An 18,624-nucleotide genomic window follows, 5' to 3' on the forward strand; every position below is an offset into this window, starting at 1 on the left:
ACGAGTTAGGTTTGCCGCGTGACGGACTCCTCCCCTTCCCGCACCACCAGCAAGCAGGGACCGCGCAGCTTCAAATACGTCCTCATGCTTGGCGCCCTGGCCGCGCTTCCGGCACTCACCACGGACATGTACCTGCCCTCCCTGCCTGCCGTGGAAGCCGATCTCCACACCACCCAGACCGCGGCCCAGCTGACATTGTCAGGGACCCTGGTCGGGGCAGGGTTCGGCCAGCTGGTGATCGGCCCGTTCTCGGACCGGTTCGGGCGGCGGCTTCCGCTCATCATCGGCATTACCCTGCACGTGGCCATCTCGCTGCTGTGCTCCATCACTCCGAACATCGAAACGCTCACGGGGCTGCGGGTGCTGCAGGGCTTCTTCAATGCGGCCGCCGCGGTGGTGGCACTCGCCGTGATCCGTGACCGCTTTGTTGGCTCGGCTGCCGCCCAGCTGCTCTCCCGGTTGATGCTGGTGATCGGCGTGGCGCCGCTCCTTGCCCCCACGGTTGGGCAGGCCATCGCCGGGGCCTGGAACTGGCGCGCCGTGTTCTACGCGCTGGCACTCATCGGGGTGGTCCTGGTGGCAATCGTCCTGAAGTTCATGCCGGAGACGCTGCCGGAGGACCGGCGCAGCCCCGGCCACCCCAAGCATGTTGCCCGGGCCTACTGGGCACTGCTGCGGGACAGGCACTTCATGGCGCTGGCCGTCATCCCCGGGCTGGGGCTGGCCCTGATCATGAGCTACGTGGTGGGTTCGCCCTTCGTCTTCCAAAACGAGTACGGCCTCACCGCCCAGCAGTTCGCCCTTGTCTTCGCCCTCAACGGCGCCGCCCTGGTCCTCTCGGCCCAGCTCAACGCCGCCCTGGTCAAGAAATTCCCGCCGGTACGCCTCCTGCGCACCGCACTGCTGGTCCAGCTGGTCCTGGCCCTGCTGCTGCTCGTGGTGGTGGCAACGGGTGCCGGCGGAGCATTCGGGGCAGTCGCAGGCCTCTGGCTGGTGCTGTCGATGCAGGGCATGGTCCCGGCGAACGCCTCAGTCCTGGCACTGCACAATTACGGCCACATGGCGGGAACCGCGGCAGCGGTCATCGGCGCCCTGCAGTCCGGGGTGGCCGGACTGGTCAGCCCCCTGGTAGGGGTCCTGGGCGGAAATTCACTGTCGATGGTCAGCGTCATGATCGGCAGCTGCGCCCTGGCGGTGACGGTGCTTGCCGTGGGAACGCCCGCCTACCGCAAGGGCGGCTGGGCGGAACACGCAGGGCGCGACGACGGCCAGAGGGTCGGTGCCGACGACTAGCTTTAGCGCACCGTGCCTTTACTGGACGGTGCCTTTACTGGACGGTGCCCTTACTGGACCGTGGCCGTCAGCCGGGCCACGTTGTCCACATACCGTGCGGGCAGCGGCCGGGTGACCCAGTCCGCCAGCTTCAGCTCGTGGGAGATGTCCCGGTAGGTGTCCTCCACCGCCCGCATCTTGTTCACGATGCCCTCGCCCAGGAGCATCACGGAGACCTCAAGGTTCAGTGAGAAGGAGCGCATGTCCATGTTGCTCGACCCCAGGACGGCCACCTCGTCGTCGATCGTGAAGTGCTTGGCGTGCAGCACGAACGGGGCCTTGTACAGGTAGATGCGAACGCCGGCTTCCAGGAGGGCCTCGTAGTAGGAGCGCTGCGCGTGGTGGACCAGGAACTGGTCGCCCTTCTCGGACACGAACAGTTCTACGTCAACGCCGCGCTGGGCCGCCGTGGTGATGGCGTACAGCAGCGAGTCGTCGGGAACGAAGTAGGGGCTGCAGATGGAGATCCGGTGCTGCGCCGAGTAAATGAGGGTGTTGAACAGCCGCAGGTTGTTCTCGGTCATGAAACCCGGGCCGCTGGGCACCACCTGGGCCGTGATGCCGCCGGGATGCGGATCCGAGGGAAGCTGCAGTTGGTGTTCCAGCGATTCGTCGGTTTCGCTCAGCCAGTCGGTGGCGAACACGACGTTCAGGGTGGTCACGATGGGTCCGCGCAGGCACGCCATCAGCTCCACCCATTCACGGCCTGCCTTGCGGTGGCGGGGGTTGTTGTAGGAGGGCTCGATCAGGTTCTGCGACCCCGTGAATGCCACTTCACCGTCCACCACCATGATTTTTCGATGGTTGCGAAGGTCCGGCCGGCGCCATTGACCATGGATGGGCAGCAGGGGAAGCATGCGCTTCCACTGGATCTTGCCCGCTTTGAGGCGCTTCAACAGCTTCTTGTAGCCCTTGATGCGCAGCGTGCCGATGTGGTCGAACAGCAGCCGCACTTCAACGCCGCGTTCGGCCGCTTCCTCCAGGGCGGTGAGCAGATCATTGGTGACGTGGTCCGAGCTCATGATGTAGAACTCGGCGTTGACGAACTTCTTCGCCTTCCGCACGGCCTTGGTCATTTCCAGGATGGAGTCCGGGTACCCGGGAATGAGGTCCACGGTGTTGCCGTCCACCATGGGCAGCGACCCCAGCGTGCGGTTGAGTTCAGCGGCGGACTTGACCCACTCAGGTCCCGGGTAGTCGCTTTCCACGTCCGAGAGGGCGGTGATGCCGGACTGCACCCGGTCGTTGACCAGTTGCTGCTGGGCGCGGCGCCGCCTGGACAACTGGAAGTTGCCGAACAGCAGGAACAGGACGATGCCAACGAAAGGAATGAAGAAGATGCCCAGCAGCCAGGCCATGGCCGTGGTGGGGCGCCGGTTGCCGGGAATGATGCCCAGGGCCAGGACCCTGATGGCAAAGTCGATGAAGCCCAGGAGCACCACTACCCACGTGGGCGCGGTGCCGGCAAGCGAAAAAGGCCACAACACGTCTATAACTCCCGGCAGATCGGGCTCCGGGGAACGGCTTCCGGCCGGTGCACTCCGCCCAGCTTATCCGCGGTACCGCACTAAGCTGGTGCCATGACCTCTCCAGCCCCAGTGGTTCTCCTTTTCCTCGATCCGGCATTTCCTGACGGCAGGGTGGCCGATGCGTCCCAGCCCCAGCTGCTGGTCACGGATCTTGGGGTTACCAGGGGCGACGGCGTCTTCGAAACCATGCTGGCGGTGGGTGGATCGGTGCGGAAAATGCAGGCCCACCTGGACCGGATGGCAGGCTCCGCCGCGGCGTTGGACCTGGCCATCCCGGACCAGGACGCGTGGCGCCGTGCCATTGCCGCTGCCGTGTCCCGGCACCGGTCAGAAAACCCCCCTACTGACCCTGCCGCCGATGAACTGGTGGTCAAGCTGGTGGTGACCCGAGGCGTGGAGGGCGCCCCCGCTCCCACGGCCTGGGTCCAGGCATCGCCCGCCGGGGCCGCAGGCCGCCGGCAGCGCGAAACGGGCATTGACGTCATCCTCCTTGACCGCGGCTACGACAGTGACGTGGCCGAACGCGCACCCTGGCTGCTCCTGGGTGCCAAGACGCTTTCCTACGCCGTCAACATGGCAGCCCTCCGCTACGCGCACAAGCAGGGCGCGGACGACGTCATCTTCCTGTCCTCCGACGGCCGCGTCCTGGAGGGCCCCACGTCCACGGTGCTGCTGGCGCATGTGGAAACGTCCGACGACGGCACGCCGGTGAAGCGCCTCATCACACCCCAGCTGGACAGCGGCATCCTCCCGGGAACTTCCCAGGGCGCCCTTTTCGCCGCCGCCAAGGCGGCGGGCTGGGAGCTGGGCTACGGCCCCCTGGAGCCGCAGGACCTCCTGGATGCGGATGCGGTCTGGTTGATCTCCAGCGTCCGCCTGCTTGCCCCCGTGAACACGATCGACGGCAAGCAGATCGGCAGCCCGTCGGTCCAGGAGGATCTGACTGCCGAGTTGAGCGGACTTTTCGCCGGTATCCACTAGGCCCTGCAACAGGCGCTTAATCCCTTTTCCCGCTCCCGCATCACCCGTAAGGTGTGGACCATGGACTCGCGAAACCTGCCGATCGAAAACCTGTCCTTCGACGACTGCTGGAAACTGCTCGACAATGACACGGTGGGCCGGCTTGCCATCGTGGTGGACGAGCACCCGGAAATCTTTCCCGTGAACTACGTCGTGCACCTGCGCAGCATCGTCTTCCGCACCGCTCCGGGCTCAAAGCTCTGGGGCGCCAGGATGGAGCGGCCGGCGGCGCTGGAAATTGACGGCTACGAAACCTCCACTGAACAGGCCTGGAGCGTGGTGGTCCGGGGCGACACGGAAGTCATTGAAGACCAGGCCGTCCGGGACGCAGTGGACGGCCTTGGCCTGGAACCGTGGCAGCCCGGCGAGAAGGCCAACTATGTCAGGCTGAACGCCAAAGCATTGACGGGGCGCAGGTTCAGAGTGAACCGGCCGGACGTCTGGAACACCCGCGCCCAAGACCGGAGGCGCGCGTCGTTCGAGTAGCAGGAGTCCAGCGTCAAGCGCCGGAACGCGCCGCCTGACGTGAAAGCTGTGCCTCCAGCCCGGAGAGCAGGATGGTGAGCCCCTGGTCAAGCTCCGTGCCGCCGTCGTACTCCGCCAGCGCGGGCGCCAGGGCACGCAGCCTGGGAAACTCCTTAGCGGGCAGCCGGTGGAGCCCCAGCCGCAGCAGCACCTCGTTTTCCTCCGGGTCCACCACGTACTCCTGCAGCTCGTTGAGGATGTGGCCGTAGAGGAAGCCGTAGTAGGCGCGGTAGACGTGGAGCGCATCGGCCGGCTTGAATCCTGCCGCCACCAGCAGGGACAGGATTTGCTCCAGCGGCCGCAGCGTGCCCAGCGGCCGCAGGCCCAGCGGAGTGGACAGGGGCCGCGTCACCAGCAAGGGCACAACGTTGGGGTGCTCAAGTGCCAGGCCGCGCAGCTCGTGGGCAAGGACCCGCAGCTGCGCTTTCCAGTCCGGGTCCCCGGCATCGATTGAGAGCTGGTCGAGGACAAGCTCTGCCACGCCGTCGAGCAGGGCGGCGCGGTTTTCGGCATACCGGTACAGGCTCATGGGATCCCTGCCGAGTTCCTGCCCCAGCCGCCGCATGCTCAGCGCTTCCAGGCCTTCGGCGTCAACCAGTTCCAGGGCTTTGGCCAGCACGATGTCCCTGCTGAGCCTCGTTTTGGGCGAGCCGGGCCCGGAAGTATCGGCGGAAGCCATCGAAAAATCCTCACTGCCGGCCGTGGTCCTGATAGGCGCCGGGCCGGTTGCCTCATATCTGGTCTACAGGTAAAGTCTACAGTGTAGACATCGTGGTGAGAGCACATGCGCTCCCCGAAAGTCCGGGGGAACGCCTACAAAATCCTTTGCCATCTTGTGCAGGGCATCGAGATTCGCCGCTGTAGCCTACCGGCGGCACCAGGCACCGAGCGAAGGGACGCCGTCATGGCCAATTCGCAGTTCGATCTTTTCTTGAACGAAGCCACCTATTCCGACCACGCTTCCGGCTTCACCCTGGACCGGGACCGGCTCTATGGGTTGTACACCAGCTGGTGCATGATCAATCAGCAGCCGCTCGGCAGCGAATCCACTTTCTGGTCAGCCATGAAGCACAGGATCAACCCCGGGCACAACGGACTCCGCATGAAGGGCCCAGCCGCCGCAGACTATATCCTCGCCAGCTATCCGGGGCTTGTCTAGCTTCCCCGGGCCGCCTTGGGGCAACCCGCGGGCGCACGAACACATGCTGTGGCACTCCGGTGCCACGGCATTTTTCATGTCCGGCTCAGGTGGGGATGATCCGGAAGAGGAACCTGGTGCGCACCATCACCCACAGCAGTCCCAGGACCACGGCATAGGCCGCGGTGTTGAGGAAAATGCTCTGTTGCTGCAGCGCCGGAATGTTGGCTACGACGGCGATCAGCAGCACGTGCATGATGAACACGTAGAGCGTGGCCCGGCCCAGTGGAATCAGGAACCAGCCCAGGGCCCGCTGCACCGGCTTCCAGTAGGCGCTGAGGAATGCGTAGGCCGCCACCACCAAAACCATGACATTGAGCAGGCGGCCGGGAGCCAGGTAGGTGCGGCCAAAGAGTGCGTCGTACATGCTGCGGTATGCCGCGTCCGGGATGAGCGCCAGGCGGACGTCGTAGTTGTTGGCCAGGTAGGGGTTGCCCCAGGACAGGAAGGCCAGCGCGAACGCCGCGGCGGTGCAGGCAACCACCACCCAGGTGTGCCGGGACAGCCAGGAAATGATGGCACGGCGGTAGTAGCCGGCAACCAGCCCCAGCACGAACAGCACCTGCCACACCAACAGGGGGAAGGAATCCTCGAACTGCGACGGCAGGACGCGGAACCTGGTTACCGTACCCACCGCGTACACGGCGAGGGTCACCGCCAGCACCCAGACCGCCTTTCCACGGTTCAGCGCCGCCAGGATGAGCGGGCTGATGAGCAAAAGCACCACGTAGAGGCCCATGACGTTGAACTGCCAGGGCCCGAACTGCAGCAGGATGATGGCCGGCAGCACCTGGGGCGGCACGGGGAACTGGAACAGCGCGGACATGCCCGCGTAGAGGTCGTAGGTCCTGCCGGCGCCGTTGTGCCCGGCACCGCCGGTTCCCTGGTCCACGAAGGTGGTCAGCGCCTCGGTGTGGAAGAACGGGAGCAGGGACAGCAGGAAGACGCCGATCAGCACCGCGAGCGCCGTCAGGTAAAGCTTGCCTGCGCGGCGTGACGTGAGGTCCACAACCCGCCCGAAGTCCTCCTTGGCTTTGGGCCCGTACACCATGCCCACCACCAGGCCGGAGAAGAGGACGAACAGCTCTGCGCCTGACACAAAGCCCACGGCCTCCTGCGTGAGCAGCTGGAACAGCGAGGCCATACCCAGGTGGTTGACCACCACAAAGACGATGGCCATCCCGCGCAGCAGGTCAACGCGCGAGTCCCGGGTGGAAGGATCCTGGTAGCTCCAGGCCGTGGCTGCATTGATCCTGCGGGGAACCTGCCACAGGGCCACGAGGAGGATGACCATGGCGGCGGCAACAGTCCAGGCTGCAGGCCCGGAGAGGGTGTTGGCGCGGACATAGGTGGTGGTGGGTGCCGCATCCGTGACAGGGCCGGTCACCATCGGCGAGGCCTTCAGCCGGTCCGCCACCGCTTTGGCAATATCCGGGCTTCCAGTGAGCAGCCAGCTGATGCTTGCCACACCGGTGTCCCTGGTACTGGTGCGCTCATCCCACACGACGGCGGCGGTGCGTGCGAACTCCGGGGAGGTGGCAGTTGCCACTACCTGGTCCCACCAGCCGGTTTTGATGTCGGCTTCGGGCGCGCCGCCGGTTGAAGGGCTGTAGAACGCCGACGTTTGCAGGAGGAAGGGCTTGCTGTGCCCCTCGGAGTAGGTGCCGTAGAAGTTTTCGCTGCCGGAGGCCGTGAGCATCTCCTGGAGTTCACCGGCGCGGGGCACGGTGTTGACGGCGGCCCCGCCGGCCGTGTCGTCGTGGTAGGCGGCAAGACCCACCCAGTCCACGGCGTCGTCGCCCGGGTAATACGGTGCGTAGGCGTTGTCGCTCCCGTTCCAGGCCCCGTCCCTGTTCGTGTCCAGCAAAGCGAACCCGTCGCTTCCCGGCTGCGGCGCGTTCCGGCTCCGGTCAAAGGGGTAGTCCTTGCCCAGGTAAGGTGCCCACACCATGGCGACCCGGCCGCCGTCGTCCTTCTTGAAGGCCTTGGATACTGCCTGGAAGGCCTGGCGGTAGGCGGCGGGCTGCTGGCCCCAGCCCACCCAGCTGGTGTTCATGTCAGGGGCGAACCGGATCAGCAGCTGCCCCTTGAACCCGGAGGTGAGGCCGTGCACCTGCTGTGCGAAGGCTTCGGCCTCGCTGGTGCCGAGCTGGTCCAGCGGCACCGACGGCTTCACCGTGAGCAGGGCGTGGGAGCCTTTGGCTGCGGCCTGCTGCAGGAAGCCGTCGATGTCATTCCGTTCCGAATCACGGAATGGAATGGTGATGTCGTGTCCGAAGACAGCGGGGCTGGCACCCAGCCGGTCGCTAAAGCCTGCGGCGGTATCTTCTCCCCACTCAAGCACGGCACCGAACCACGGCTTTCCGTTGTCAGGTGCAGGCCGGGCCGCCTGCACCGGACCTGCTGGCGCCAGCACGGCCAGGAAGGCGATGACGATGGTTGCCAGACAGGCGACGGCGGAACGCGGACGGTTCCGCCAGGTGGCGTGGTGGCGCGATGTAACTGCCCGCATGTTGCAAGGACCCCCCGGTACTCATTGCTCTGCTGCCCGTTGCTTAGGCGACGGGGCGGTGCCCCGGTAAGACTTTATCGGGCGGCGGGCCTTCGCGTGTCGCTTGGGCCTCCGGCGAATTACGGAACATGACGACGGCGGCCGTGCGGCTTGGGAGCGCAGGTGTTACTTTTTTGGGGAGTAATGAGTACCGGCGCCAAGCCCTGACTGGCCGGTCGGCAACCCTCCCTTTCGCGGCGGGGTGCCTCAGGTGAATACTCGGCATATCGACCCATTCGAGCTGCAAGCGTGAAAGAAGGAGATCCGTCGTGTCTGACGCACCCGCCCCTGACGAAAGACTGTCCTACCGCCTGATTACCGGCGCGGACAACCGTGAATTCTGCGAGCGGATCTCCGCTGCGCTCGCCGACGGGTACGTGCTGCACGGCAGCCCGGCGGCCACCTTCAACGGCACCAGCGTGATCGTGGCGCAGGCCATCGTCCTTCCGGCGGCCATCGCATCGGCGGACGCCGCCGTGGCCACTGCCGTTGACGAACTTGAGGGCGAGTTCGACGGCGAGGGCCACGCATGAGCTACGCCGGAGACCTGACGCCGCAGGAAGCCTGGACCAAGCTGGAGCAGGGCGCCGTCCTGGTGGACGTCCGCACCGAGGGCGAATGGGCCCACATCGGCATCCCTGACACCAAGGCCACGGACAACGACCCCCTGTTCATCCAGTGGACCTTCCCCGGCGGCATCCCCAACCCGGACTTCATCAAGGACCTGACCAATCAGGCACCGGAGGACCCGCACACGGAACTGGTGTTCCTGTGCCGCTCCGGCAAGCGCTCCATCGCCGCTGCCACCGCCGCCACCCAGGCCGGTTTCACCGCCTACAGCGTCCTTGAGGGCTTCGAGGGCGATCCCGACCGCTTCGGAGAGCGGACTGTCAATGGCTGGAAAAACCGTGGCCTGCCCACCAACCTCGGAAAGAACTAAGTGAGCTTCAACCAAGACGCCCCCGGCTGGAACCCTGACACGCAGGCCGTCCGCGGCGGGCTGGACCGCAGCAACTTCCAGGAAACGTCGGAGGCCATCTTCCTCAACTCCGGCTTCGTCTACGAATCCGCAGCGGCCGCCGAACGCGCCTTCACCGGCGAGGACGAGCGCTTTGTCTACTCCCGCTACGGCAACCCGTCCGTGGCCACCTTCCAGGAACGGCTCCGGCTGCTCGAAGGCACCGAAGCATGCTTCGCGACGGCGTCGGGCATGTCTGCGGTGTTCACCGCCCTGGGTGCCCTGCTGGCAGCGGGCGACCGGGTGGTGGCCGCACGCTCGCTGTTCGGTTCCTGCTTCGTGGTCCTCAACGAAATCCTGCCCCGCTGGGGTGTGGAGACGGTATTCGTGGACGGGCCGGACCTGGACCAGTGGCGCGAAGCGCTCTCCAAGCCCACCACGGCGGTCTTCTTCGAATCCCCGTCCAACCCCATGCAGGAAATCGTGGACATCGCCGCGGTCAGCGAACTGGCGCATGCTGCGGGGGCCACCGTGGTGGCGGACAACGTCTTTGCCACTCCCCTGCTGCAGCGCTGCGGTGACCTGGGCGCGGACGTCATCGTCTACTCGGGCACCAAGCACATCGATGGCCAGGGCCGGGTGATGGGCGGTGCCATTTTGGGCACCAGGGAGTTCATCGAAGGCCCCGTGAAGCAGCTGATGCGCCACACCGGCCCTGCGCTGTCCCCATTCAACGCCTGGGTCCTGACCAAGGGCCTGGAAACCATGGGCCTGCGCGTCAACCACTCATCCGCCACGGCCCTCCGGCTGGCCGAGTGGCTGGAGGAGCAGCCGGCCGTGAGCTGGGTGACGTATCCGCTGCTGAAGTCGCACCCGCAATACGGGCTGGCGGCGAAGCAGATGAGCGCGGGCGGGACCGTCCTGACGCTGGAGCTTGCTCCTTCGGGTGGGCGCTCAGGCAAGGAGGCTGCCTTCGCGCTGCTGGACGGGCTGCGGATCATCGACATCTCCAACAACCTGGGCGATTCCAAATCCCTGATCACCCATCCCGCAACCACCACCCACCGCGCCATGGGGCCGGAAGGACGGGCGGCCATCGGGCTTAGCGACGGCGTGGTCCGCCTCTCCGTGGGCCTTGAGGACCCGGACGACCTCATCCGCGACCTTGAGCAGGCGCTGAAGCAGATCTAGGTTTTCGACGCGCTTTCCCGTTTTCGCGGCGCAGATTCCCGGGCGCGGCCCAAATGCGGGCCGCGAAAGGGAATAAGCGCGTCGAAAAGGAAGCTACGCGTCGCGACCTGCCAGGCGGCCGGTCAGGATTGGCGGACCCGCAGCAGCTCGGGCACGGCCTCGACATCCGAAAGGTCAAGGGCATCGCGCATGGTGACCCTGGCGGCGTGCTTGACCACCGCACCGAAACCCACGTCATCGGGCTGCGCCACCAGGGCTTTCTCGCGCACAAGGCGCTGTTCGGCTGCCCCCGTCCCGCGGGCAATGATGTCCTCCACACCCTGCCGGGCCAGGGCCAGCTCGCCCTGTTCTTCCAGGACGGGGGCCAGGTAGTCCACCAGGGAACGCGCCACGTCGGCAGCCGGGGCCGGGCGAAAGTTGCCGAAATCCAGGAGGTCCCCGCTGAGCCCCTCGCTGCTGGCCTGCCAGGAGGCCATCCGCAGCAGGACTGTGGGAACGGGTGCAGGATCGACGTCCTCGCGCCACTCCCTGCCGGCTGATTCCACCAGGGCCCTGACCAGCACGGCAATGAGGGCGGCGTCCTCGGCCCGCAGGCACACATCCGCCACCCGCACTTCCACGGTGGGATGGTTGCGGGACAGGCGGGCGTCGAAGTAGACCATGCCCTCATCGAGCATGACCCCGGTATCGAGCAGCCGGGCCACCACCCGCCGGTAGGCGGGGTAGGTGCCATAGATCCCGGCAGGCCCGGCGGTGGGCCACCGGTTCCAGGCCTGGGTCCGGTAACTTTCGAACCCGGTGGGCACGCCGTTCCAGAACGGTGAATTGGCGCTCAGCGCCGTCAGCACGGCCAGCTTGTCCCGGATGCGGTCCAGGACGGCCACACCTTCTTCCGGCGATTCGATATAGGTGTGGACGTGGAAGCCGCAGGTCAGCTGCTCCTGGGCAGTGAGGCCAAAGCGTTCCAGCATCCTGGCGTAGCGCGGGTCCGGCGTGGTGTGGCTGGGGGATGCCACCGGCGAGGTGGCCAAGGCCGCCACCCTGGCACCGTGCTTCCGGGCCGCCTGGTCCGCCAGGGCACGGCCCGCGCGGATTTGTTCCAGGAGGCTGGCATAGTCCGCGCATGGCCGTGTCTGCGTCTCGATCTGCTCAAGCTTCAGCTCGGCACTCAGGCCCATCTCGTCGTCGTAATCCCCGTGGGTCCCGGCGTGGTGGGCGTCCGGGTCCAGGGGGAGATCGTCCGCCGCAACGCGATGGCTGGCCAGGAGGGCGTCAGCCAGCGCAAGCGGTTCTCCGGACTCCGGATCAACGATCAGGAGTTCTTCCTCTACGCCGAACGTACGCATACGAACATTCTGCGGCAGCGCAAGGGCATTGGAACTGTCACACGCTGATCATGACGAACCGTGAATGCCTAGTCCTGGAAGTACTCCACCTTGGCGCCAATGGTGTTCAAACGCTCCGCCAGGTCCTCGTAGCCACGTTCAATCACATAGATGTTCCGCAGTTCGGAGACACCGCGCGCGGCAAGCATCGCCAGCAGAAGGCAGGCCGCCGGACGAAGTGCGGGCGGGCAGCCCACCTCGGCGGCCCGCCACTTGGTGGGCCCGTTGACGTAGATCCGGTGCGGGTCCAGGAGCTGCACCTGCGCGCCGAGCCGGTTCAGCTCCGTCAGGTAGATCGCACGGTTTTCGTAGACCCAGTCGTGGATCATGGTCTGGCCGTGGGCGTTCGCAGCAATGACGGCAAAGAACGGCAGGTTGTCGATGTTCAGCCCGGGGAAGGGCATGGGATGGATCTTGTCCTCGGGGGCACGCAGCTCGGAGGGTTTGGTGGTGACGTCCACCAGGCGGGTGCGGCCGTTGCGGGCCATGTATTCGCCCGAAACCTCAAGCTTCTGCCCCATCTGGCCCAGGGTGGCCAATTCGATTTCCATGAACTCGATGGGAACGCGGCGCACCGTGACCTCGGAGTTGGTGACGATCCCGGCCGTGATCAGGCTCATGGCCTCGATGGGGTCCTCGGAGGGGAAGTACTCGATGTCGGCGTCGATTTCGGGCCGGCCGGTGATCTTCAGGGTGGTGGTGCCCACGCCCTCGATGGTGACGCCGAGCATCTGCAGGTAGAAGCAGAGGTCCTGGACCATGTAGTTGGGGCTGGCGTTGCGGATCACGGTGGTTCCCGGCCGGTGCGCCGCCGCCATGATCGCATTCTCGGTGACGGTGTCGCCCCGCTCGGTGAGGACGAAGGAACGGTCCCGGGTGTCTGCAGGGGGCGCCTGCACGGTGTAGAAACCTGCAGTGGCCTCCACGGAAAGGCCGAACTCGCGCAGGGCCTGCATGTGGGGCTCCACCGTGCGGGTGCCAAGGTCGCAGCCGCCGGCGTAGGGCAGCCGGTACTCCCGCGACTCGTCCAGCATGGGGCCGAGCAGCATGATGACGCTGCGGGTCCTGCGTGCCGCGTCAACGTCCATCGCGTCCAGGTCCAGGACGGCGGGACGGCGGAGGCGCAGGTCCGTGTCATTGAGCCAGGTGCATTCCACGCCGATGCTGGTCAGCACCTCGACAATGCGGTTGACTTCCTCGATCCGGGCCAGCCTGCGGAGCACGGTGGTGCCGCGGTTGATCAGGCTGGCGCAGAGCAGGGCGACGCCGGCGTTCTTGCTGCTGTTCACGTCTACGGCCCCGGACAGTGTGCGGCCGCCCTCCACCCGGAGGTGGGTCATCTGCGGCTTGCCCACGTTGACGATGCTGCGGTCGAAGATGTTTTCCAGCCGCTGGATCATTTTCAGGCTCAGGTTCTGCTTGCCCTGTTCCATCCGGGCCACGGCGCTCTGGCTGGTGCCGAGTTCGGCGGCCAACTGGCCCTGGGTCCACCCTTTCTCGCTCCGGGCGTCCCTCAGCATGGCGGCAACGTGTTCAGCGGTTTCCTGCGTCATACCGCGAATATATCATAAATGAGCTATCCACCCGCGTTTGCGCCTACCCAACGCCGAGTACAGGGGGTACGGAACGTTTATACCCACCATGTGCGATAGGGAAGCATGCGTAGTTCCCGGGCGGAGACTCAGCTCCCCAGCCACACCATGTTCCAGGTACCGGCGGTGACAGCCGCAAAGAGGGCCAGCCCGGCCACCACGACCCCACCGGCCACCACTCCGAGATCCAGCAGGCTGAAGGTGGATTCCCGTGCCCACGTCCGCGTGGCGCCGCCAAAGCCCCGTGCTTCCATGGTCACGGCAAGCCTTGACGCGCGCCGGATGGCCTGCACCAGGAGCCCGAAACTTTGCCCCAGCGTGGCCTTCACCCGCTGGCCCAGGCTGCCGCGTGAACCAACGCCGCGGGCACGCCGTGCCATGCCGATGGTCTGCCACTCCTCGGCCATGAGCCCCACCAGCCGCATCGCGGCCAGGGTTCCCAGGACGAACCGGTGCGGCAGGCGTGCTTTCTGCGCCAGCGCATCGGCCAGGTCCGTGGGATCGGTGCAGCTCATCAGGAGCACCGCCGGAAGGGCGATGGCAAAGCCGCGCAGCAGGAAGCCGATCCCCAGCTGGAGGGAACCTTCGCTCATGGTCCAGATGCCGGCGTCGAGCAGGATCCTGCCGCTGTCCGGCGCCAGGATGGAGGTGCTCCAGCCGCCTATCGCGGCCGCAATGATCAAGGGCCAGCCGCGCTGCCACAGCAGGGACAGGGTGAGCCCGGCCAGGGGAAACAGCAGGAGTTCGAAGACCAGTGCCACGGATGCCGACACCCAGTCGATGGACAGGGCAAGGACGGCCGTAATGAGCAGGACCGCCGCGAATTTGCTGAGCGGATTGGCACGGGTGAGCAGGGCGCGGTTGCCGCTGAGGGTGAGCTGCTGCCTCATGGCGCCACCGATTCCGCAGCCGCCATGCGCAGCTCCTCGCCGCCCAGCGCCTCGGTAAATTCGGCGTCGTGGGTCACGGAAACAACTGCCGTTCCGGCATCAAGCAGCTCGGACAGGAACGACGCCAGCTCGGCCCAGGTGTTGGCATCCTGCCCGAAGGTGGGCTCGTCCAGGACCAGGACCTGGGGGCTGGCGGCAAGGACGGTGGCAACGGACAGCCGCCGCTTTTCACCCCCGGAGAGCGTGTAGGGGTTGGCGTCCACCAGTTGGGTGAGCCGCAGCCGCTCCAGCAGCTCGTCAACCCGGTCCTCACCATGGCCCAGGTGCCGGGGACCAAAACGCAGCTCATCCAGCACCTTGCCGGTGACGAACTGGTGCTCAGGCTCTTGGAACACCGTCCCCACGCGCGAAATCAACTGCTCGGCCTTCCACCGGAACGGGTCGATGCCCGCACCGCGGCTGAGGTCCAGGGTGGCGGACACCTTTCCGGACACCGGTTCCAGGAGGCCGGCGAGGGTCAGCGCGAACGTGGACTTGCCGGCGCCGTTGGGACCGGTGATGGCCAGTGCCTGCCCGGCGCGGACCTGGGCGGCCACGCCTTCCTGGACGGGGACGGGTGGGATTTTGCGGAAGCCTTGGCGGCGCGGACGCTCGCGGGATACGCCCAGTTGTTCCGCGGCCAGCAGGAGGTTCCCCGTTCCCGGCGCCTGCACCGCAGAGCGGGCACGGGTGGCCGGAACGTAGCCGGGCACCCACACCCCCGCCGCGGCGAGCATGGTCCGCGCCTCGCTGAGCACCCGGTCCGGTGGCCCGTCCAGGAGCACGGCAGGTTCGGTTGACGAACCGGGCTGCAGGACCACGATCCGGTCCACCAGGTCCTTCCACACGGACACGCGGTGCTCCACCACCACCAGCGTGGCTCCGGTCTTGTCCAGGCAGCGCGCCACGGCGTCGCGGACCTCCAGCACCCCGTCCGGGTCCAGGTTGGCGGTGGGCTCGTCCAGCAGGATCAGCCCGGGGCGCATGGCCAGGATCCCCGCCAGCGCCAGGCGCTGCTTTTGCCCGCCGGACAGGGCCGACGTCGGGTGGTCCAGCGGGAGGTGGGACAGTCCGACGTCGGCAAGCGCCTCGTGCACGCGCGCCCAGATGGCGTCGCGGGGCACGGCAAGGTTCTCGGCGCCGAAGGCGACGTCGTCCCCCACCCGCGATAGGACCACTTGCGTCTCCGGGTCCTGCTGCATCAGCCCGGCGCGGCCGCGCTGGGACCTGGGCACGGCGCCGTCAACCAGCAGCGAACCGGACTCGTCGGCGTCGCCTGCCTCGCCGTCGTCGTTGATGTCTCCCAGCACGCCGGCCAGCGCATGCAGGAGCGTCGACTTTCCGGCGCCCGAGGGGCCAAGCAGCAGCACCCGCTCGCCGGGGCTGATGTCCAGGTCAAGGGCGTGGACGGCGGGCTTGGCCCTGCCGGCATGCCGCCAGCCCCAGCCGCGGGCGGTGACGGCGGCTGGGTTCACGGCGCCGGCTGCGCCCTGGGAGGGTGCCATCAGGAGAAGACTGGCTCCGTGGCAGCCTTGCGGGAGGCGAAGGAGCTCAGCACGCCGGTGCGGGCCAGGCCGCGGGTGGCGAGCCAGGACAGGGCGCCGGCCAGGACCGCGCCGGAGATGGTGGTGAGGACGATGTAGGCGAACTTGTCCGCACCCGAGTAGGCGATGTTCCAGCCCCACGGCGCAAAGGAGTCGTTCAGGCCACAGAAGAAGCCGGCCGCGGCGCCCGCCAGCAGGGAGACGGGCAGGTTGAACTTCCGGTAAACGAAGATGGCGAAGATGATCTCCGCCCCCAGTCCCTGGATGAAACCGGAGAACAGCACCGAGGCGCCATACTGGGAGCCCATGAGCAGCTCACCGGTGGCGGCCACGGTCTCGCAGAACAGGGCCGCGCCCGGCTTGCGGATGATGAGCATGCCCAGCACGCCCGGAATCATCCATCCGCCGGCCAGCAGCCCGGTGAGGGGTGGGTAGGCGGCGTTCATGGGGGCCGACAGCGCTGCCGCGCCCTGGTCCCACGCCCAAAAGATGACGCCGCCCGCGATGGCCACCAGCGCCGCCACCACGATGTCCACGACGCGCCAGGACCTGCTGGTGGTCTTCTTGATTGCTGCAGTGCTCATGTGATCCTCCTGGGAAACAGGAGGGGAAAGTGGACCCGGCTGACGGCCCGTTGCCGTGCAGCCGCGACACTTTGAGAACTCGACTCCCTTGCGCCGGTACTAACCGGATCAGGTTCGAGGGTCTGCGGCTGTCCGCACTCTCAGCGCCCACCTGCGGTGCCCGGCTTGTGCCAGGATGCCCGACGGCGGCGCTCCCCTGTCGTTTTTAGTGTTGCTTTTTGGTTTGGGTAAGGCTTTTGATTGCCCTTCCGGGCGTGGTCAAGTTTACACCGGGCGGCACCGGATTGAGGGCTGCCGGCACCGATCGGACCGGATGTGACCGGCCGTTCGCAACGGCGTGGAGCATGGAGGCCGCTCACTTAGCTTTTATTAGTAATCATGCTTACTATGTTGTCTCCCGGGTTTCGAGGAGGACGGGCATGGGACTGACCATGGGCGGCCCCGCGTTCGTTCCCGTCAGCAGCGCGGCAGACCAAGGAGCCCCATGAGAATCCCGGAACCCAGAGGACCCGTCAGCAGCGCACTGTTCCAGGTCCTGGCGCATCCGGACACCGCCGGGCCTGGCCTGGACGGGCTGTACTCCCTGGTGGTGCGGCAGCTGGCCGGAACCGGCGACATCATCGCCGACGAAGACATCCAACTTTCGCTTTTCTGCCTTTACGAACTCCACTACTCCGGCCTGGACGGCGCTTCGGACCACTGGGAGTGGGAGCCGTCGCTGATCAGGGTCCGCCGGCTGATCGAGGAACCGTTCGAAGCGGCACTGCGCGCTGCCGCCTGCCAGGCCGCAGGGAACTTCGAACCGCCCGGCGGGGTTGCCATGACCAGCGACGCCGTTGCCGACGTCCTGTTCGGCCTGGCCGCCACGGACACTGGTCCGAGCGTGTCCCGCTACGTGGCCAGGAAAGCCACGCTGGACCAGCTCAAGGAGTTCCTGGTCCACAAATCCATGTACCAATTGAAGGAAGCCGACCCGCACACGTGGGCCATTCCGCGGCTCAGCGGCCGGCCCAAGGCGGCCCTGGTGGAAATCCAGGCGGACGAATACGGCGGCGGCCGGCCTGAGCGGATGCACAGCGCGCTGTTCGCCCGGACCATGCGCGGCCTGGGCCTGGACGACAGCTACGGCGCCTACGTGGACGCCGTCCCGGCGATCTCCCTGGCCTCCGTCAACCTCATGTCGCTCTGCGGTTTGAACCGGCGGCTTCGCGGCGCCATCACCGGGCACCTGGCAATCTACGAGATGACGTCCTCCCAGCCCAACCGCTTCTACGGCAACGGATTCCGCCGGCACGGCTTCGGCCCGGACATCACGCACTACTTTGACGAGCACGTGGAGGCCGACGCCGTGCACGAACAGATCGCGGGACGGGACCTTGCCGGCGGCCTGGTGGAAGCCGAACCGCAACTGCTTGCCGATGTCCTGTTCGGGGCCACGGCCGTCATGGCCATCGACAGCCGCCTTTCCGCCCACCTGATGTCGTCCTGGGAAGCCGGGCAGTCATCGCTCCGGGCGGCCGTGCCGGCGGCAGCGTGACAGGCGCCACCGCGGCGGGCTCCAAGGTGGGCCAAGCAGAGGTGTCCCCGGCAGGCCAGGAACAACAACGATGGGTGCGGTGCAGGCATGAACCTTGAACAGCATGGAACAGGAGCCGACATGGACCAGGTACATGAGGAGCAGGAACCTGCCGCGAGCTCGATCGTGGTCTGCCCGGACGGGCCCCTCATTGTCCGGGGCGAGTTTGAGATCGTCACCCCGTCCGGTGGTGCCGTGCCCCGGGACCGGAAGACGGTGGCCTTGTGCCGGTGCGGGGCATCCGCCATCAAGCCGTACTGCGACGGCACGCACAAGATGATCAAGTTCCGCACCGAGCCGCCGGCCGCCTAATCAGCCGGTGCGTTAATCAGTCCAACAAGTCCCACCAGCCGGCCACGCCCTTGCCCCGACCCTTGCCGGGACGGCGGCGGGTGTACGGCTAGGCTGGAGGCAGTCCGTTTTCCGTCCGCAAGGAGTAATAGGAATGAACCTTCTCATCAAGCTGCTCGGGACCGGGGTGAGCCTCGGCGCAGGCCTGGCCGGCACCAAGCTGGTCAACACCATCTGGGAAAAGACCACCGGACAGAAGCCGCCCACCGGCAAGCACGAGGACGTCCCCACCAGCCTGCGTTCGGCGTTGACCTTTGCGCTGATCTCGGCGTCGGTCAGCGCCATCATTCAGGTCCTGGCCAACCGCGGCACCCAGCGCGCCATCGCCCGGTTCGCCAAGACCCAGGACATCGTCTAGC

The 18,624-nt window shown here is 66.7% G+C and carries 18 protein-coding genes and 2 riboswitches; of the genes, 10 read left to right on the forward strand and 8 right to left on the reverse strand.

Annotation, left to right across the window (positions count from 1 at the left end):
• The first annotated feature begins 18 nt into the window (after window positions 1–18).
• Window positions 19–1,293, forward strand: coding sequence for a multidrug effflux MFS transporter (locus tag ACIGJD_RS18510; RefSeq protein ID WP_483687456.1), 1,275 nt, complete (start codon window positions 19–21; stop codon window positions 1,291–1,293).
• Between the two features lie 50 nt (window positions 1,294–1,343).
• Here the strand turns inward: ACIGJD_RS18510 and cls are convergent, their stop codons facing one another.
• Window positions 1,344–2,819, reverse strand: a complete 1,476-nt coding sequence (gene cls / locus ACIGJD_RS18515) for a cardiolipin synthase (protein WP_483687457.1) — start codon at window positions 2,817–2,819, stop codon at window positions 1,344–1,346.
• Window positions 2,820–2,912: 93 nt separating this feature from the next.
• On the opposite strand from cls, the gene ACIGJD_RS18520 reads away from it, so the two are divergent.
• Both ACIGJD_RS18520 and ACIGJD_RS18525 read left to right on the forward strand, forming a co-directional pair.
• Entirely contained in the window at window positions 2,913–3,842 is a 930-nt protein-coding gene (locus ACIGJD_RS18520) for an aminodeoxychorismate lyase (RefSeq protein WP_483687458.1), read from the forward strand.
• 60 nt (window positions 3,843–3,902) lie between these two features.
• Window positions 3,903–4,367 carry a pyridoxamine 5'-phosphate oxidase family protein gene (locus ACIGJD_RS18525; protein WP_483687459.1) on the forward strand — a complete coding sequence of 155 codons (465 nt, stop codon included), beginning with the start codon at window positions 3,903–3,905 and terminating at the stop codon, window positions 4,365–4,367.
• Between the two features lie 13 nt (window positions 4,368–4,380).
• Here ACIGJD_RS18525 and ACIGJD_RS18530 read toward each other — a convergent pair whose 3' ends face one another.
• A complete protein-coding gene (locus ACIGJD_RS18530) occupies window positions 4,381–5,085 on the reverse strand; it encodes a TetR/AcrR family transcriptional regulator C-terminal domain-containing protein (RefSeq protein WP_483687460.1) in 705 nt (234 codons plus the stop codon).
• A gap of 225 nt (window positions 5,086–5,310) precedes the next feature.
• On the opposite strand from ACIGJD_RS18530, the gene ACIGJD_RS18535 reads away from it, so the two are divergent.
• Window positions 5,311–5,565 carry a hypothetical protein gene (locus tag ACIGJD_RS18535; protein WP_286399929.1) on the forward strand — a complete coding sequence of 85 codons (255 nt, stop codon included), beginning with the start codon at window positions 5,311–5,313 and terminating at the stop codon, window positions 5,563–5,565.
• A gap of 85 nt (window positions 5,566–5,650) precedes the next feature.
• Here ACIGJD_RS18535 and opgC read toward each other — a convergent pair whose 3' ends face one another.
• A complete protein-coding gene (gene opgC, locus ACIGJD_RS18540; RefSeq protein WP_483687461.1) occupies window positions 5,651–8,116 on the reverse strand; it encodes an OpgC domain-containing protein in 2,466 nt (821 codons plus the stop codon).
• A gap of 179 nt (window positions 8,117–8,295) precedes the next feature.
• A riboswitch (SAM riboswitch) is annotated at window positions 8,296–8,411 on the forward strand.
• A gap of 13 nt (window positions 8,412–8,424) precedes the next feature.
• On the opposite strand from opgC, the gene ACIGJD_RS18545 reads away from it, so the two are divergent.
• From ACIGJD_RS18545 to ACIGJD_RS18555, 3 genes are read left to right on the forward strand one after another with little or no spacing between them, the layout of a single operon-like run.
• Window positions 8,425–8,688, forward strand: a complete 264-nt coding sequence (locus ACIGJD_RS18545; protein WP_141945355.1) for a DUF1737 domain-containing protein — start codon at window positions 8,425–8,427, stop codon at window positions 8,686–8,688.
• A complete protein-coding gene (locus ACIGJD_RS18550; RefSeq protein WP_483687462.1) occupies window positions 8,685–9,095 on the forward strand; it encodes a rhodanese-like domain-containing protein in 411 nt (136 codons plus the stop codon). Before ACIGJD_RS18545 ends, ACIGJD_RS18550 begins: the two co-directional genes overlap by 4 nt.
• Window positions 9,096–10,304: an O-succinylhomoserine sulfhydrylase gene (locus ACIGJD_RS18555; protein WP_483687463.1), complete on the forward strand. Its 1,209-nt coding sequence runs from the start codon at window positions 9,096–9,098 to the stop codon at window positions 10,302–10,304.
• 122 nt (window positions 10,305–10,426) lie between these two features.
• On the opposite strand, the gene ACIGJD_RS18560 is transcribed toward ACIGJD_RS18555, so the two are convergent.
• The 5 genes from ACIGJD_RS18560 to ACIGJD_RS18580 all read right to left on the reverse strand — a co-directional run bounded on the left by ACIGJD_RS18560 (window position 10,427) and on the right by ACIGJD_RS18580 (window position 16,338).
• A complete protein-coding gene (locus ACIGJD_RS18560) occupies window positions 10,427–11,650 on the reverse strand; it encodes a glutamate--cysteine ligase 2 (RefSeq protein WP_483687464.1) in 1,224 nt (407 codons plus the stop codon).
• A gap of 68 nt (window positions 11,651–11,718) precedes the next feature.
• Window positions 11,719–13,242 (reverse strand): UDP-N-acetylglucosamine 1-carboxyvinyltransferase, encoded by a 1,524-nt coding sequence (locus tag ACIGJD_RS18565; RefSeq protein ID WP_483687465.1) that lies wholly within the window; start codon window positions 13,240–13,242, stop codon window positions 11,719–11,721.
• 128 nt (window positions 13,243–13,370) lie between these two features.
• Window positions 13,371–14,171 (reverse strand): energy-coupling factor transporter transmembrane component T family protein, encoded by an 801-nt coding sequence (locus ACIGJD_RS18570; RefSeq protein WP_483687466.1) that lies wholly within the window; start codon window positions 14,169–14,171, stop codon window positions 13,371–13,373.
• Window positions 14,168–15,715: an ABC transporter ATP-binding protein gene (locus ACIGJD_RS18575; RefSeq protein ID WP_483687467.1), complete on the reverse strand. Its 1,548-nt coding sequence runs from the start codon at window positions 15,713–15,715 to the stop codon at window positions 14,168–14,170. Before ACIGJD_RS18575 ends, ACIGJD_RS18570 begins: the two co-directional genes overlap by 4 nt.
• Window positions 15,715–16,338: an ECF transporter S component gene (locus ACIGJD_RS18580; RefSeq protein ID WP_483687468.1), complete on the reverse strand. Its 624-nt coding sequence runs from the start codon at window positions 16,336–16,338 to the stop codon at window positions 15,715–15,717. Before ACIGJD_RS18580 ends, ACIGJD_RS18575 begins: the two co-directional genes overlap by 1 nt.
• Before the next feature lie 67 nt (window positions 16,339–16,405).
• Window positions 16,406–16,546, reverse strand: a riboswitch (TPP riboswitch).
• Between the two features lie 276 nt (window positions 16,547–16,822).
• Here ACIGJD_RS18580 and ACIGJD_RS18585 point away from each other — a divergent pair.
• The 3 genes from ACIGJD_RS18585 to ACIGJD_RS18595 all read left to right on the forward strand — a co-directional run bounded on the left by ACIGJD_RS18585 (window position 16,823) and on the right by ACIGJD_RS18595 (window position 18,623).
• Window positions 16,823–17,875: an iron-containing redox enzyme family protein gene (locus ACIGJD_RS18585; RefSeq protein ID WP_483687469.1), complete on the forward strand. Its 1,053-nt coding sequence runs from the start codon at window positions 16,823–16,825 to the stop codon at window positions 17,873–17,875.
• Window positions 17,876–17,995: 120 nt separating this feature from the next.
• Window positions 17,996–18,226, forward strand: coding sequence for a CDGSH iron-sulfur domain-containing protein (locus ACIGJD_RS18590; protein WP_483687470.1), 231 nt, complete (start codon window positions 17,996–17,998; stop codon window positions 18,224–18,226).
• A gap of 133 nt (window positions 18,227–18,359) precedes the next feature.
• Window positions 18,360–18,623 (forward strand): DUF4235 domain-containing protein, encoded by a 264-nt coding sequence (locus ACIGJD_RS18595; RefSeq protein ID WP_142132343.1) that lies wholly within the window; start codon window positions 18,360–18,362, stop codon window positions 18,621–18,623.
• The last annotated feature ends 1 nt before the right edge of the window (window position 18,624 follow it).

Source organism: Arthrobacter sp. E1SS-5 (assembly GCF_057073715.1).

Coding starts and splice junctions, on each gene's coding strand:
- ACIGJD_RS18520 (WP_483687458.1), top strand. CDS start 2,913: ATGACCTCTCCAGCCCCAGTGGTTCTCCTTTTCCTCGATCCGGCATTT.
- ACIGJD_RS18525 (WP_483687459.1), top strand. CDS start 3,903: ATGGACTCGCGAAACCTGCCGATCGAAAACCTGTCCTTCGACGACTGC.
- ACIGJD_RS18530 (WP_483687460.1), bottom strand. CDS start 5,085: ATGGCTTCCGCCGATACTTCCGGGCCCGGCTCGCCCAAAACGAGGCTC.
- ACIGJD_RS18535 (WP_286399929.1), top strand. CDS start 5,311: ATGGCCAATTCGCAGTTCGATCTTTTCTTGAACGAAGCCACCTATTCC.
- opgC (WP_483687461.1), bottom strand. CDS start 8,116: ATGCGGGCAGTTACATCGCGCCACCACGCCACCTGGCGGAACCGTCCG.
- ACIGJD_RS18550 (WP_483687462.1), top strand. CDS start 8,685: ATGAGCTACGCCGGAGACCTGACGCCGCAGGAAGCCTGGACCAAGCTG.
- ACIGJD_RS18560 (WP_483687464.1), bottom strand. CDS start 11,650: ATGCGTACGTTCGGCGTAGAGGAAGAACTCCTGATCGTTGATCCGGAG.
- ACIGJD_RS18565 (WP_483687465.1), bottom strand. CDS start 13,242: ATGACGCAGGAAACCGCTGAACACGTTGCCGCCATGCTGAGGGACGCC.
- ACIGJD_RS18570 (WP_483687466.1), bottom strand. CDS start 14,171: ATGAGGCAGCAGCTCACCCTCAGCGGCAACCGCGCCCTGCTCACCCGT.
- ACIGJD_RS18575 (WP_483687467.1), bottom strand. CDS start 15,715: ATGGCACCCTCCCAGGGCGCAGCCGGCGCCGTGAACCCAGCCGCCGTC.
- ACIGJD_RS18580 (WP_483687468.1), bottom strand. CDS start 16,338: ATGAGCACTGCAGCAATCAAGAAGACCACCAGCAGGTCCTGGCGCGTC.
- ACIGJD_RS18585 (WP_483687469.1), top strand. CDS start 16,823: ATGAGAATCCCGGAACCCAGAGGACCCGTCAGCAGCGCACTGTTCCAG.
- ACIGJD_RS18590 (WP_483687470.1), top strand. CDS start 17,996: ATGGACCAGGTACATGAGGAGCAGGAACCTGCCGCGAGCTCGATCGTG.
- ACIGJD_RS18595 (WP_142132343.1), top strand. CDS start 18,360: ATGAACCTTCTCATCAAGCTGCTCGGGACCGGGGTGAGCCTCGGCGCA.